The organism is Bacillus sp. FSL W8-0183, assembly GCF_038006825.1.
Lineage (GTDB): Bacteria > Bacillota > Bacilli > Bacillales > Bacillaceae > Bacillus > Bacillus altitudinis.
The window spans coordinates 2,607,601-2,619,901 of record NZ_JBBOVY010000001.1; the positions used below are offsets into that span (position 1 = coordinate 2,607,601).

General features: G+C 39.1%; 15 protein-coding genes. 2 read left to right on the forward strand and 13 right to left on the reverse strand.

Features of this window, described 5'->3' with window-relative positions; genetic code table 11:
- Positions 1–64: 64 nt before the first annotated feature.
- The 5 genes from NSQ64_RS13925 to NSQ64_RS13945 all read right to left on the reverse strand — a co-directional run bounded on the left by NSQ64_RS13925 (position 65) and on the right by NSQ64_RS13945 (position 5,757).
- Positions 65–1,186, reverse strand: coding sequence for an ABC transporter permease (locus NSQ64_RS13925; RefSeq protein WP_286070138.1), 1,122 nt, complete (start codon positions 1,184–1,186; stop codon positions 65–67).
- On the reverse strand, positions 1,179–2,345 hold the full coding sequence (locus NSQ64_RS13930) for an ABC transporter permease (RefSeq protein ID WP_335350379.1): 1,167 nt from the start codon (positions 2,343–2,345) through the stop codon (positions 1,179–1,181). Before NSQ64_RS13930 ends, NSQ64_RS13925 begins: the two co-directional genes overlap by 8 nt.
- A 19-nt stretch (positions 2,346–2,364) precedes the next feature.
- Positions 2,365–3,309 (reverse strand): ABC transporter ATP-binding protein, encoded by a 945-nt coding sequence (locus tag NSQ64_RS13935; protein WP_268381873.1) that lies wholly within the window; start codon positions 3,307–3,309, stop codon positions 2,365–2,367.
- 205 nt (positions 3,310–3,514) lie between these two features.
- Positions 3,515–4,729, reverse strand: coding sequence for a formaldehyde dehydrogenase, glutathione-independent (gene fdhA / locus NSQ64_RS13940; protein ID WP_017367682.1), 1,215 nt, complete (start codon positions 4,727–4,729; stop codon positions 3,515–3,517).
- Between the two features lie 425 nt (positions 4,730–5,154).
- Positions 5,155–5,757 carry a class I SAM-dependent methyltransferase gene (locus tag NSQ64_RS13945; RefSeq protein WP_017367683.1) on the reverse strand — a complete coding sequence of 201 codons (603 nt, stop codon included), beginning with the start codon at positions 5,755–5,757 and terminating at the stop codon, positions 5,155–5,157.
- A 267-nt stretch (positions 5,758–6,024) separates the two neighbouring features.
- On the opposite strand from NSQ64_RS13945, the gene NSQ64_RS20990 reads away from it, so the two are divergent.
- Positions 6,025–6,150, forward strand: a complete 126-nt coding sequence (locus NSQ64_RS20990) for a YjcZ family sporulation protein (RefSeq protein ID WP_008342643.1) — start codon at positions 6,025–6,027, stop codon at positions 6,148–6,150.
- A gap of 43 nt (positions 6,151–6,193) precedes the next feature.
- Here the strand turns inward: NSQ64_RS20990 and NSQ64_RS13955 are convergent, their stop codons facing one another.
- From NSQ64_RS13955 to NSQ64_RS13985, 7 genes are all read right to left on the reverse strand, one after another.
- The gene (locus NSQ64_RS13955; protein ID WP_154666048.1) at positions 6,194–6,355 is read right to left on the reverse strand and encodes a hypothetical protein; all 162 of its coding nucleotides are present in this window, start codon (positions 6,353–6,355) and stop codon (positions 6,194–6,196) included.
- A 159-nt stretch (positions 6,356–6,514) separates the two neighbouring features.
- Entirely contained in the window at positions 6,515–6,649 is a 135-nt protein-coding gene (locus tag NSQ64_RS13960; protein WP_008342648.1) for a YrzI family small protein, read from the reverse strand.
- 648 nt (positions 6,650–7,297) lie between these two features.
- Complete coding sequence (locus tag NSQ64_RS13965) at positions 7,298–7,528, reverse strand: YrhC family protein (RefSeq protein ID WP_148943687.1); 231 nt, start codon at positions 7,526–7,528, stop codon at positions 7,298–7,300.
- 72 nt (positions 7,529–7,600) lie between these two features.
- Positions 7,601–8,749: a bifunctional cystathionine gamma-lyase/homocysteine desulfhydrase gene (locus tag NSQ64_RS13970; protein ID WP_144679903.1), complete on the reverse strand. Its 1,149-nt coding sequence runs from the start codon at positions 8,747–8,749 to the stop codon at positions 7,601–7,603.
- Between the two features lies 1 nt (position 8,750).
- Positions 8,751–9,674, reverse strand: coding sequence for a PLP-dependent cysteine synthase family protein (locus NSQ64_RS13975; protein ID WP_024718360.1), 924 nt, complete (start codon positions 9,672–9,674; stop codon positions 8,751–8,753).
- A 45-nt stretch (positions 9,675–9,719) separates the two neighbouring features.
- Positions 9,720–10,415 (reverse strand): 5'-methylthioadenosine/S-adenosylhomocysteine nucleosidase, encoded by a 696-nt coding sequence (mtnN, locus tag NSQ64_RS13980; protein ID WP_019743016.1) that lies wholly within the window; start codon positions 10,413–10,415, stop codon positions 9,720–9,722.
- Positions 10,416–10,430: 15 nt separating this feature from the next.
- Entirely contained in the window at positions 10,431–11,072 is a 642-nt protein-coding gene (locus NSQ64_RS13985; protein WP_041506826.1) for a class I SAM-dependent DNA methyltransferase, read from the reverse strand.
- Positions 11,073–11,259: 187 nt separating this feature from the next.
- Here NSQ64_RS13985 and NSQ64_RS13990 point away from each other — a divergent pair, with 187 nt between their 5' ends.
- Positions 11,260–11,466, forward strand: coding sequence for a DUF2536 family protein (locus NSQ64_RS13990; protein ID WP_341018329.1), 207 nt, complete (start codon positions 11,260–11,262; stop codon positions 11,464–11,466).
- A 137-nt stretch (positions 11,467–11,603) separates the two neighbouring features.
- On the opposite strand, the gene NSQ64_RS13995 is transcribed toward NSQ64_RS13990, so the two are convergent.
- Positions 11,604–12,269 (reverse strand): YrrS family protein, encoded by a 666-nt coding sequence (locus NSQ64_RS13995; protein ID WP_017367687.1) that lies wholly within the window; start codon positions 12,267–12,269, stop codon positions 11,604–11,606.
- Positions 12,270–12,301: the final 32 nt, after the last annotated feature.

The window sequence follows — 12,301 nt, forward strand, 5'->3', positions numbered from 1 at the left end:
GTAAATCACATGTATACAAAAGCCCTCTACATAGCTATAGAGGGCTTTTTAGAAGAACAATGGATTAATAGGATCTGATACTCTTCAAACCAATGATCATAAAGACCACCGTAAAAGCAATTAAAACCGTCGCATCTAATAATAAGATAGAAAGATTAACATTGCCGCTCATGATCTCACCAAAACCAGACATCATCCATGTTTGCGGTATAGTCAAAGAAATCTTCTTCATAGTGTCTGGAACGATATCTAGAGGCCAATAAATACCACCCAGCATGCACGATCCTACAATGACAATTGCACTAAAGATTTCAGCTTGTTTTTTTGTTTGAGATAAAGTAGCTATCATAAATCCTAAACTTACGACAAGGCCTATAACAAATGATCCGAACAATAAAATAAGAAATAGGTTGCCTAAGTAGACATTAAAGAAAATAGATAAGATGGTCAAAAGAACACCTAATTGTAGCCATCCAAGAAGGAAATATGCTATTAAATAGCCCAGAAGTACATATATTTTATGGATTGGACTCGAAAGCAATCTTTGCCATGTATAATTTTTATACTCCAAATGTATAGATGACAAAGAGCTTGAAATCGCAAACATCATAAACATAATGGTAAAGCCAAGCGGTATTAAATTTGGTTGCTGGTTTGCTTGACCATTTTGTTTTTTTTCAACCAACGAAATGGTGCCAGATTCATTTAACTTATTCAATGCAGTGGTGAGAGAAGCACTTCTCTGATCTTTCACACCGTAATTGATCTGATAAATGATCGCTGCTGCCTCTTTTAAATAGGGAGATAAGACTGCATATTCCTCAGTTTTCTTATAAACTGTCACATCAAAAATCTCTTTATTTTCTTTTAAATGGGACTCTAATTGATCAGAGACTTTAACCGACGCAATTACCTTTTCATCAGATACTAATTCTTCCGCTTCAATTTCAGACGCCTTTATCCAAAGAAATGTCGTGTTCTTTTTGAGCATTTTTAATATTTCCTGATTGAGTTCGTCTTGTTGAGGATTTTGAACAAAAGCAACTGTGGGTTTCTTTGTATCTGATGCCGTGCTGCCAAAGATAAAACTAAATATGATTGGCATAACAAATAAAAAAATGAGAGCCAATGGAGACTTTAATGTTTCTTTTAACTTTAACGTGATAATGGCTAATATTTTATGCATAGCGATGCTTCCTTTCAAAAGACATTCTTAATAAAGCAATGATGAAGAAAGCTAGTCCCATCCCACAGCTAAGTAATAATCCGCTTTGAATTTCACTAAAATCAGCACCTGCCATACTTTTCAAAAACATTTGAAGTGCAAGAGAATTAGGTAAAAAATAGCTGATATTCATCACCCATTGTGGGAATAAGTATAAGGGCACCATACTCCCACCTAAAGCAGCTAACACTTGAGTTCCTAAAATCCCCACACTGTTAAACGTTTTTTCTCTATTGATAAAAGAACCAATCAGCACCCCTAAACCCGCAGCATTTAATATAAAACTAAATCCGATCATAACAACAGTAAAAGGCTCTCCCCAATTCACCTTAAAGACAAAACTAGTAAATAAAATAATGACCGCAAGTTGAATCATACTCATTAAAAAAATGCCCAATAACTTTCCAATGATATAACTAGTATTGCTTAATTTTGATACTAGTAGTCTTTTATAGACTTCTTCTTCTTTTTCCTCTATCATACTGCCAACCAAGAAAACAACAGTCATTAATAAAAAAAGCACACCCATCCCGCCTGCGTAGTATTGGAAGGATGTAATCGGCTGGCTGTTGATATGAATGTTCCTTTCGTTCAATAGTTCTTTTTTCAGTTGATCAGACACGATCTCCACTTCTTTACCTTGATTCAACGGCATCAGAATACGATTCATATGATAATTTTGAAAGAATTGCAAAACCACATTTTCTAGGACCATTTCCTGTAAGCTTGAATTAGGTCCTTTCAAAATATTCAATTGCACATGATCGTGATTTAATATGCTTTTTTCAAAATTCGGCTTGATGATTATACCCATTGTAATGTCTCTACTATTTAAATCTTTCTCTAGCTGATTTTTCGAGGTGACCTTCACTTCAAATATGTCACTGAGTTCACTCTTAGACAATGTTGAAAGAAACATTTTACTTGTAGCGGACTTATCTTGATCTGTTATTCCTACTCGAAATGAATTGATCCTAATTTCGCTATCTTTCTTCATGTTATCTCCAAATGCTGCACCTAATATAGCAATTAATATGATAGGCATAAAAAAAAGTGTAAAAAAGCTTTTCTTATCCCTAAAAAACAATAATAGATCTTTCAGTACAACCCAAATACTCATATACTCACCTCTATTCGATCTAGTCTCGTAATTTCTTACCTGTTAAATACAAGAAAACATTTTCTAAATTTGGTTCTACAACTTCTGCTGAAATTAATTGAACATTTAATGCGGTTACACCTTGAATAAGTTGACTTAGTAAATGCTGAGGATTGTCATCAAATAATTTGATTTGATTTTCCTGCACCATAAAGTCATTCAGTGGGTGGTATTCATTTATATATTGGCACACTCGCTCCATATCCTTTTGTCCTTGTTCACATTTAATCGTAAAAATGATTTCTCTTTTTTCTCCAACAAACTCAGCCAATTCACTTAAATCACCTATCTTAATGAAAGAACCTTGATCCATAATAGCTATTTTTTCACATAGATATTCGACTTCCTCCATGTAATGACTCGTATAAATAATCGTCATTCCTTCACTATTTAGCGTTTTAACTGTTTCTAATATATGATTTCTGGATTGCGGGTCTATACCCACTGTAGGCTCATCCATTATTAATAGTTTTGGCCGATGCAAAATCGCACATCCGATATTCACTCTTCTTTTCATCCCTCCTGAGAATACTTTCACCTTATCATTCGCTCTATTGCCCAGACCAATTAATTCAAGGATTTCTTGTACTCTGCTTTTTAATTCTTCTCCTTTAAGTCCATACATTTTCCCCCAAAACGTTAAATTTTCTTTTGCTGACATATCTAAATATAAAGCGATCTCTTGCGGAACAATGCCAATCAATTGCTGTGCATGCTTTGTTTCTTTATGTAGATCAATGCCTCCAATCGTAATAGTCCCGCTCGTTGCATGTATAAGTCCTGTCATGATACCGATTAAGGTTGATTTCCCTGCACCATTAGGGCCTAACAGTCCAAATGATTCACCTTGTTTTAAGTGGAAGCTAACCCCTTTTAATACTTGTTTACCTTCATAATTTTTGATGATGTTTTGTACTTTTAGCAATCGCAATCTCTCCTCTATTCTATCTATCATAATCCTGTCCAATCATTGCCAACTGTTTTATGGTATGTCTTTCAACTAAAGATCATTTTTTCCAATTTACTCATTTTACCACGTTATGAAATATAGAAGAACAGTATAGGTCTTTTTATATTTATAAACAAAAAAACTTACAGGAAAAATCCTGTAAGTTTTTTTCGATGGATCATTATTTAGAAATCATGCCATGCGGGTCAATCACAAATTTCTTCGCCACACCCGAATCAAAATCGCTATATCCTTTAGGGGCTTGATCAAGGGAAATGACGGTTGCATTAACGGCTTTGGCGATTTGTGCTCTTCCGCTTAAAATAGATTTCATCAAGCTGCGGTGATATTGCATGACAGGGGTTTGGCCTGTCACAAAGGTATGGGCTTTGGCCCAGCCAAGTCCAATTCGCACTTTCAGAGATCCAACTTTTGCATCTTCATCCACAGCACCTGGATCTTCTGTGACGTAAAGTCCTGGAATTCCAAGTTTACCGCCAACTTTGGTAATATCCATAATTGTATTTAAAACGGTGGCTGGTGCTTCTCCTTGATCTCCATGACCTGAAGCTTCAAAGCCGACACAATCGACCGCACAGTCGACTTCTGGCTCTCCAAGGATGTTTGTCATTTGTTCACCGATTCGATCATGTTTTCGTAAATTAATCGTTTCGCAGCCAAAGCTTCTCGCCTGCTCGAGCCTTTGTTCATTGAGATCGCCGACGATGACAGCAGAAGCGCCAAGGAGCTGAGCGGAATGCGCTGCTGCAAGACCTACTGGCCCTGCACCAGCAATATAGACAGTAGAGCCTGGTTTTACGCCAGCCGAATACGCACCATGAAAACCTGTCGGGAAAATATCGGAAAGCATTGTCAAATCAAGTATTTTCTCCATCGCCTGATCTTTGTCCGGAAATTTAAGCAGCTGGAAATCAGCATATGGCACCATGACGTACTCTGATTGGCCGCCAACCCATCCGCCCATATCTACATAACCATAAGCTGAGCCAGGTCGATCGGGGTTCACATTTAAACACACATGGGTTTTTTGTTCTTTACACATGACGCAGCGACCACAGGCAATATTAAACGGAACTGATACGAGATCACCCTTTTGGATAAACTCTACATCTCGTCCAACTTCAACGACTTCACCAGTAATTTCATGACCAAGGACAAGTCCTTCAGGCGCAGTTGTACGCCCTCTTACCATGTGCTGGTCGCTCCCGCAAATGTTTGTTGTCACCACTTTTAAAATGACGCCATGCTCACACTTACGTCCAACATTGGCTTTAGGTACACCAGGGCCATCCCTTAAAACCAAATCAGGGTATCCAATATCCTCAACTGCTACATTTCCTGCTCCTTTGTAAACGACACCTTTGTTTCCCGACATGTTTTCATTCCTCCCTTTTTGTTTAAAAATGAAGTCTCTCCAAAATTCTCTCTTTCTCGGGCTTTTTCCTTCTTTTAACCGCACATTGACTCAAAAAATAAGTGACAAATGTCTATCTAGGAGAGAAAAATGTATTTTCCAGTCAAATAAAAAAGAAAATATTGAAAAAAAAGCTAAACATTTGCAGAACATTGTCGATATAAGGAATAAGCCAGACAGGTATCCTTAATCGACAAACAAATTCCTTATATATACTATCATTCCTTACACACCTGGCTGGCCCCTACATATGAAATGAATGCAAAAGACTCTTCTTGTGAAGAGTCTTTTTTATTGATGAATGATCAATTCCCACATGCAAAAAAGGCCCTTCTGGCGAAGAGCCTTTTTTTGAGTGCTTGTTCATTACCTGGGAAATATTTTCATCATTTTAAGGCTTTGATACAGATGTATGTATCATAATGGTAAACAGAGACGTCTCTAAAGTGATACGCTGAAAAAAGACAGCTGATGTCTTCTTCACTGTACGTTGAAAGAGACTGAGAGCGTTTTTGTTCCTTCATCAGTTCCTGCTTTTGAAAAGATAAGAATACTTCTCCATCCACTTGAAGAACACGATATACCTCTTTCATGACTTGTTCGATATCTGGCAAGTAATAGATGGTCTGCACTGTGAACAATTTATTGAATGATCTGTCTTCAAAAGGTAATTGCTCAGCTTTTCCAAGTGTGATAACGGCTTTTTCCTGCTCGACAAGCCTCTTATGTTTTCTTTTCGCGTATTTTACCATATGACGCGAAGCATCGATTCCATATACTTTCCCTCGATCAAGTTTTTCCGCTACTTTAGATAATGTCATACCTCTTCCAGTACCAATTTCTAAAATCCGGTCGTTTTCTTGTATATTTAAGAGTTGAATCGTCCATTGATTGATATTATGATGATTTTTTTCCATATAGCGGGCAACCCATTTTGAGAACAAGCCCTTTGGTTCCCTCATTTGTTTTCCAATCCAGCTTTGAATCAATGTCAACACCTGCTTTGCACCAGTAAATAAAACTATTTACGAATTTTCTTACTTTTCATATCGGCTCTCGCCTAACAAAAGTTAAGACCTAGTCCTAATTTCTTTGTCTTTTATTAGACGGCACCTTTTCTGAAAATGTTTCGCACGTAATGAAAAATATTTAAACAAATAGGCATTTTCATTAATTGTGCTCAGATTGATTTCGTTTTCTGCATGAGCTGCATATTTTATGAATGTATCTTGATTAGATAAAGGTGGTGCTAGATTATGGGCTTTGGCGGTTATTCTGGAGGCTACTGCGGTGGCTACGGTGGCGGTTTTGCAGGCGGATTCGCATTGCTTGTTGTACTGTTCATTTTGTTAATCATCATCGGTGCAAGCTGGATTTGCTAATGTAAAAGGAGCAGGAAACGATAACGTTTCCTGCTCCTTTTCTTTAATACCAATAGGTTGGATAATTGTACATATAGCGTCTGAGCATTTCTTCTTGCTCTCTTTGCATTCTGTATGGATTGCCGTATCCGTGCTTTAAAGAATGCGGAATAGACGCATACCCGTGCCCCACTGACGGAAACCTCATATATGGTGACATCGACATTCATTGATCACCTCACAATCTCCTTTTACGGTTATCATATGTGCAGGTGATCAATGTGGAGCGTGTCTAAACCTGGTCCTTCTCCCTTGTATAACAATCAAGCATTGCAAGCATCATAAACATGTCAATCTCCTCCTTTTCATGTTTTTATTGTCCTTTTTAGTTCATGTACTTTAGTTGTTTCTGCTTCATTTCTTCATAAAACGTTTCGACTTGTTGTTCATAAAGAACGGTTTCAATGTCCTTGTATTTACGTTGGATCGTCAAAGTAATAAAAAATAAATGGATTGTCATATACGCTCACCTCCCTTCAGTTCGCAGCACGCGAAATAGCCCGCAGATCTTCTTTATCAGTTGACCTGCGGGCACACAAAAATGCAGATCAAAAGACAGTGTCTTCTAACCTGCGATGGATGATACGTGAAATCCTCGTTTACTTAAACAGTTTTGTAGCGTGAACCGTAAAAGGTAAAGGAAGGACACGAGCTCTTCCACAGGCTGATGACATGATGAAATTGGTTGTTGAATTGATCACAAGTAGATACGAATAACATATTCTTCAGCCTCCTTTACGTTTTTAATTACTTTGTAAGTATATCCAGCGAGCACCATTTTGTAAACCTGTTTTTAGTAAATTAGATGATTTTTGTGTGTTTGACTAAATTTCTACAGTGATTCTTGTCCGATTATCCAGTGCAATTAAAAAAAAGTTTCCTCATCACATGAGGAAACTTCAGAATGTTGACAAAGGGCTAAAATGAACTTGATTTTAGCCCTTTGTCTTCTTTTCAGCGTGATAGAAAACCTTTGAATTCTAGGAAGGACGAGTACCGGCGCGGAGCGAATTTGACATTCGTGAGCACCGGCACGCAGGACTGACAAAGAATGCGAGGGTTTGTCTACACGCTGAAAGTCTCCTCATCATATGAGGAGACTTTTTGCTTAATCTTCATCTAGTTCTTGTAGCTTTTTTTGAAAAAAGATCGCACGTTTCACGCAAAGAAAAGCAGCCAATAGGAAAACACAATCAACTGCCAGCATCAGCATTTTTGGTGATGCTTCTAGGTGCTGATTCGGTAAAATCGTACCAATATATAAAAAGGTGCTAACAGCAAGCAAAATAAAAGCGTATTGCTTGTAATCTGTCACTAAACCATCCCACTTTTTCTTCACTTGTTTCACCTTCCCGTTATCAATGTCTATTGATAGCTTACCATAGTGAGAGAAAGCGAGGGGCATGTAAATCTATCCATTCGTTACTGCGTCGAGCCCTTGTTCAATATCATGTAATAAGTCATCAATATCCTCAATACCGACAGAAATACGGATTAAACCATCTGTGATACCAAGCTCTTCTCTGCGCTCTTTTGGAATAGATGCATGGGTCATGCGAGCAGGAACAGAGATTAAACTTTCAACCGCCCCTAGGCTTTCTGCGATTGTAAACAATTTCAATTGGCTTAAAAACACGTCGACATTTTCTTCTTTTCCAATATCAAAAGAAATCATACCGCCAAAGCCTGTTGCTTGAGTTTTTGCAAGCTCATGACCTGGGTGAGCGCTTAAACCTGGGTAATAGACACGTGTAATCGCAGGATGCTGTTCTAAAAACTCAGCGATTTTCTGCGCGTTTTGTTGATGTGCTTCCATTCTTAGCCCTAGCGTTTTCATTCCTCGCATTAGAAGCCACGCATCTTGCGGTCCAAGAATACCGCCTGTAGAGTTTTGAACAAAGTGCAATTCTTCACCAAGCTCTTCAGTAGCTGTCACGACAAGTCCGCCCACCACATCACTATGGCCGCCTAAATATTTTGTGGCACTGTGCAAGACAATGTCAGCCCCATATGAAATCGGCTTTTGGAAATATGGGGTAAAAAACGTATTATCGACAATCATCAAGATGCCAGCTTCTTTTGTGATCCGGCTCATGTCTTGTAGATCGGTCATTTTCAGCAATGGATTGGTTGGTGATTCAATATAGACGGCTTTTGTTTCTGGTAAAATCGCTTTTTTCACCGCTTCAGGATCACTTGTGTCTACAAATGTGGCTTTAATGCCAATTCGGTTGAGCACCTTTGTCATCACACGATAGGTTCCGCCGTACACGTCGTCAGTCAGTACGATATGATCTCCGCTGTTAAACAGCATCATCACAGCTGTAATTGCAGCCATCCCTGAACCGAATGCATAGCCGTTTGCCCCGCCTTCAAGATCACGAATGACTGTTTCCAGTGCTGTTCTTGTTGGATTCGCAGTTCTGGAATATTCATATCCAGTGTGCTCGCCTGCTTTAGGCTGCTTATAGGTGCTGACTTGGTAAATGGGAACAGACACGGCTCCTGTTTTTTCATCACCAGTGATTCCACTATGAATCATCATTGTTTTTGGCTTCATTTTATTTTCCTCCCTCATAAATACCTTTACTTAGATAACGTTCACTGCTATCAGGAAAAATGGTCACGATCACTGTCCCAGGTGATGCCTTTTTCGCTTCCTCTAAAGCGGCAAATAGAGCGGCTCCAGACGAGCTTCCGAGCAGAACACCTTCCTTTTCAGCTGCTTCTTTCACCATTCGGAAAGCATCATCGTCACTGACGGTATAAATCTCGTCAAATAAAGTCGATTCCATATAATCTGGAATAAATTCAAGGCCAATTCCTTCCGTTCTATGCGGTCCCGGCTTTCCGCCATTTAAAATAGATCCTTCTGGTTCCACGATCACTGTTTTTAGCGCTTCTTTTTGCTCTTTTAAATAGGCAGCACAGCCTTGAAACGTTCCGCCAGAGCCCGCTCCTGCTACAAACACGTCTATGTTCCCTTGGAGGTCGGACCATATTTCTGGCCCGAGCGTTTTATAGTAAGTCAATGGATTTACTTGGTTTTTAAATTGTAAGACACAATACGCATTGTCAAGGCTTGCCTCTAGTTCAAGGGCTCGATCAATCGCACCCTTCATCCCATCTTTTCTTGGTGTATGAATAATCTCTGCACCAAGCGCCTTCATGAGCTGTTGTTTCTCTTGACTAAAATGTTCTGGTACACAGAAGATCGGATGCAATTGATGTTTTCTTGCACTTAGCGCAAGCCCGATGCCTGTGTTTCCTGCAGTTGCTTCAATAATGGTTCCGCCTGGGCGCAGTTTGCCCGATGCCAACGCTTCTTTAATCAGCATATCACCTAAGCGATCCTTAATACTTCCGCCTGGGTTCATCATTTCAAGTTTTGCATAAACATCAACACCTGCCGGCACACCCATCCCTGACAGTTTTAAAAGCGGTGTGTGGCCGATTAATTCCGTAATATCATGTATGACAGCCATATAAATCCCTTCCTTTGTATGGAAAAGAAGGGGAAACCCCTTCTTTTATTGTGTTTGCTTTATCATACGCAGGACAAGGTCTGTTGAGTGAATCGCTGCTTGCTCTAGAAATTGATCAAAAGAGATATTGGATTCTTTCCCAGCAATATCTGACAACGCTCGAACGACCACAAATGGCGTTTCAAATAGATGGCAAACTTGCGCAACTGCTGCTGCCTCCATTTCCACTGCATACAGCTCTGGAAATTTCTCTCTCACAAACGCGACACGACCAGGATCATCCATAAATGAATCTCCTGTTGCAATCGTTCCTTTTGCCACTTGAATATGATCGATTTCTGAAGCAGATTCCTCTGCCAGCTTCACAAGCTGATCATCTGCGATGAAAGCAGCTGGTAATCCTGGCACTTGTCCATATTCGTAATTAAAGATCGTCACGTCCACATCATGATGTCTAACATCTGTAGAGATGACAATATCACCTACATTTAATGAGTGATGGAAACCGCCAGCTGATCCTGTATTGATCACATAATCTGGCTGAAAGCGGTCAAGCAGAAGTGTTGTGCTGACCGCTGCATTTACTTTTCCAATCCCTGATTTTAATAAAATCACTTCTTTATCTTCATAAACACCTGTTGTAAATTCACACCCAGCGATGTTTTCTTGTGTGGCATTCTTTAGTTGGTCTCTTAAAATCGTCACTTCTTCTTCCATTGCACCTATCACTGCGATTTTCAAATCAAAAACATCCTTTCATTCCCTTTTCTTCGCTTCTACGATCCACACAAAATCATTCATTTGATGAAAAGATGTGCTAAAACCTTCTTCTTCAAAGATTTGCTTTAACACACCTATGGATGGATAATATTCCGTTTCTAAATCCTCTGCAAGCTGATCGAACCCAGCGGCTTTCGCTTTGTTCGTTGCAGCTTGATGTGCTGCTTGATTTTGAAACATTGTATCAGCAAAGACTATTTTACCACCTGAGGGAAGGATGTTGCCATAGGTGTGGATGGCTTGTTTTTTTTCTTCGTCCGTTAAATGATGGAAAGCATATGAACTGACGATCGTATCAGGCTCAAAAGGTGGAGCTGGAAACGATAAAAAATCTCCGTCATGAAATACATTTGGTATTCCTTTTTGAAGAGCCGCTTTCTTCATGGCCTCTGAAGGTTCAACGCCAAACACTTTCTTATCTGCTTGAAGCAGCGCCGCCGTTAGGTTTCCTGTGCCGCTTCCAAACTCAATGACATGTTGACCTGCACGGCGAGTAATCTCTTTTAGAATGGCCGGATACCGGCGAAACACTTCTTTATACTGCTCGTCATGACCACTTACAGTGTCATCATAAGATTCAGCCCAATGATCAAATAAAGAAAGAAACTCACGTCCCATTTTTCTTTCCCTCCACTTTATCTATTTATTCCTATCCGTATAGTATGTTTTATTCCGTCGAACAGTTCCTATCCTACCACATCTTCTGATTCTTTCCTACTAAAAAATACTGAGTGGGGTAGAAAAATATTTGCCCTTTTGAATGGGAGAGATTATGATGAATCTAGAGCATGGAGGGATGAATGAAATGGATTTTCAACTGGATTTTTTAAAGGACAAAATTGAATTTTTTAAAGCAACGTCTTTAAAAGAACTTGAACAAAAGATCCAAAAACAAATTGAACATAATCAGGCGATCTTGCTGACTGTTCATTCTGTAAGTCATCAAACGACTGTCATTGATGATAAGATTTTGTATACAGCAGTTGTTCATTTTAAAGCGAATGTCTCATAAAAAAAAGATCAGCGTATAGGCAGTCAGGTCTGTGCGCCGGTGCTAGTCCTTCCTAGACTGCAAAGGTTTTCTATCACGCTGAAAAGAAGAAAAAGGCTAAAATGAAGTTCATTTTAGCCTTTTTGCATGCATCTTTTTTATTTTAATTTTTCAACCTTCACAGGTTTCCAGCCTTTTTCGTCCACCCACGTAATTTCTACACGGTAGCGTTCACCTGTTGATTTATCACGGATGGTTCCTTTTGCATCTTGAGGTCCTCCGTTATTTCCTAACCAAATAACAGTCATTTGATCTTCTGAGATTCCTGTCGCATAGGACATGGCTTTGATCATTTCTTTCCAGTCTTTTGAGTTAGCATCATAGGTTGCTGTATGTGATCCCGATTGCTCTGTTCCTACAGGCTCCCAGTTATCGTTTTCATATGTTTTGTCTACGTCACTTGTTTTACCACCATCTGTTTCTGTGGCATCTTTTAACGCATCTTTGTTTGGCTCTTCTTCATCATCTGTTTTCTTTGTATCGTCTTTTTTGTCAGATGAATCGTCTTTTTTCGCATCCGCATCATCGGATGTATCTTTCTTTTGATCTTTCACATCTTCTTCTGAGTTTTGTTTATTTTCACTCGATGCCGGTGCTGTTTTGGATGGTTCGTCTGCTACATTTGTATCTTTCGGTTTATTAAAAATTAACAAACTCGATGCGACAACCAAAATAAGCACCACAACGATACCAATTAATATGTTAAGCACCATATTCGCCTTTCTGCGCTTATCACGATGTTCAAATCGAGAATTTCTACTCAAAATCTCTGCACTCCTTTGCCTCTGTTCCCTAA

Coding starts and splice junctions, on each gene's coding strand:
- NSQ64_RS13925 (WP_286070138.1), bottom strand. CDS start 1,186: ATGCATAAAATATTAGCCATTATCACGTTAAAGTTAAAAGAAACATTA.
- NSQ64_RS13930 (WP_335350379.1), bottom strand. CDS start 2,345: ATGAGTATTTGGGTTGTACTGAAAGATCTATTATTGTTTTTTAGGGAT.
- fdhA (WP_017367682.1), bottom strand. CDS start 4,729: ATGTCGGGAAACAAAGGTGTCGTTTACAAAGGAGCAGGAAATGTAGCA.
- NSQ64_RS20990 (WP_008342643.1), top strand. CDS start 6,025: ATGGGCTTTGGCGGTTATTCTGGAGGCTACTGCGGTGGCTACGGTGGC.
- NSQ64_RS13955 (WP_154666048.1), bottom strand. CDS start 6,355: ATGTCGATGTCACCATATATGAGGTTTCCGTCAGTGGGGCACGGGTAT.
- NSQ64_RS13960 (WP_008342648.1), bottom strand. CDS start 6,649: ATGACAATCCATTTATTTTTTATTACTTTGACGATCCAACGTAAATAC.
- NSQ64_RS13970 (WP_144679903.1), bottom strand. CDS start 8,749: ATGAAGCCAAAAACAATGATGATTCATAGTGGAATCACTGGTGATGAA.
- NSQ64_RS13975 (WP_024718360.1), bottom strand. CDS start 9,674: ATGGCTGTCATACATGATATTACGGAATTAATCGGCCACACACCGCTT.
- NSQ64_RS13985 (WP_041506826.1), bottom strand. CDS start 11,072: ATGGGACGTGAGTTTCTTTCTTTATTTGATCATTGGGCTGAATCTTAT.
- NSQ64_RS13990 (WP_341018329.1), top strand. CDS start 11,260: ATGGATTTTCAACTGGATTTTTTAAAGGACAAAATTGAATTTTTTAAA.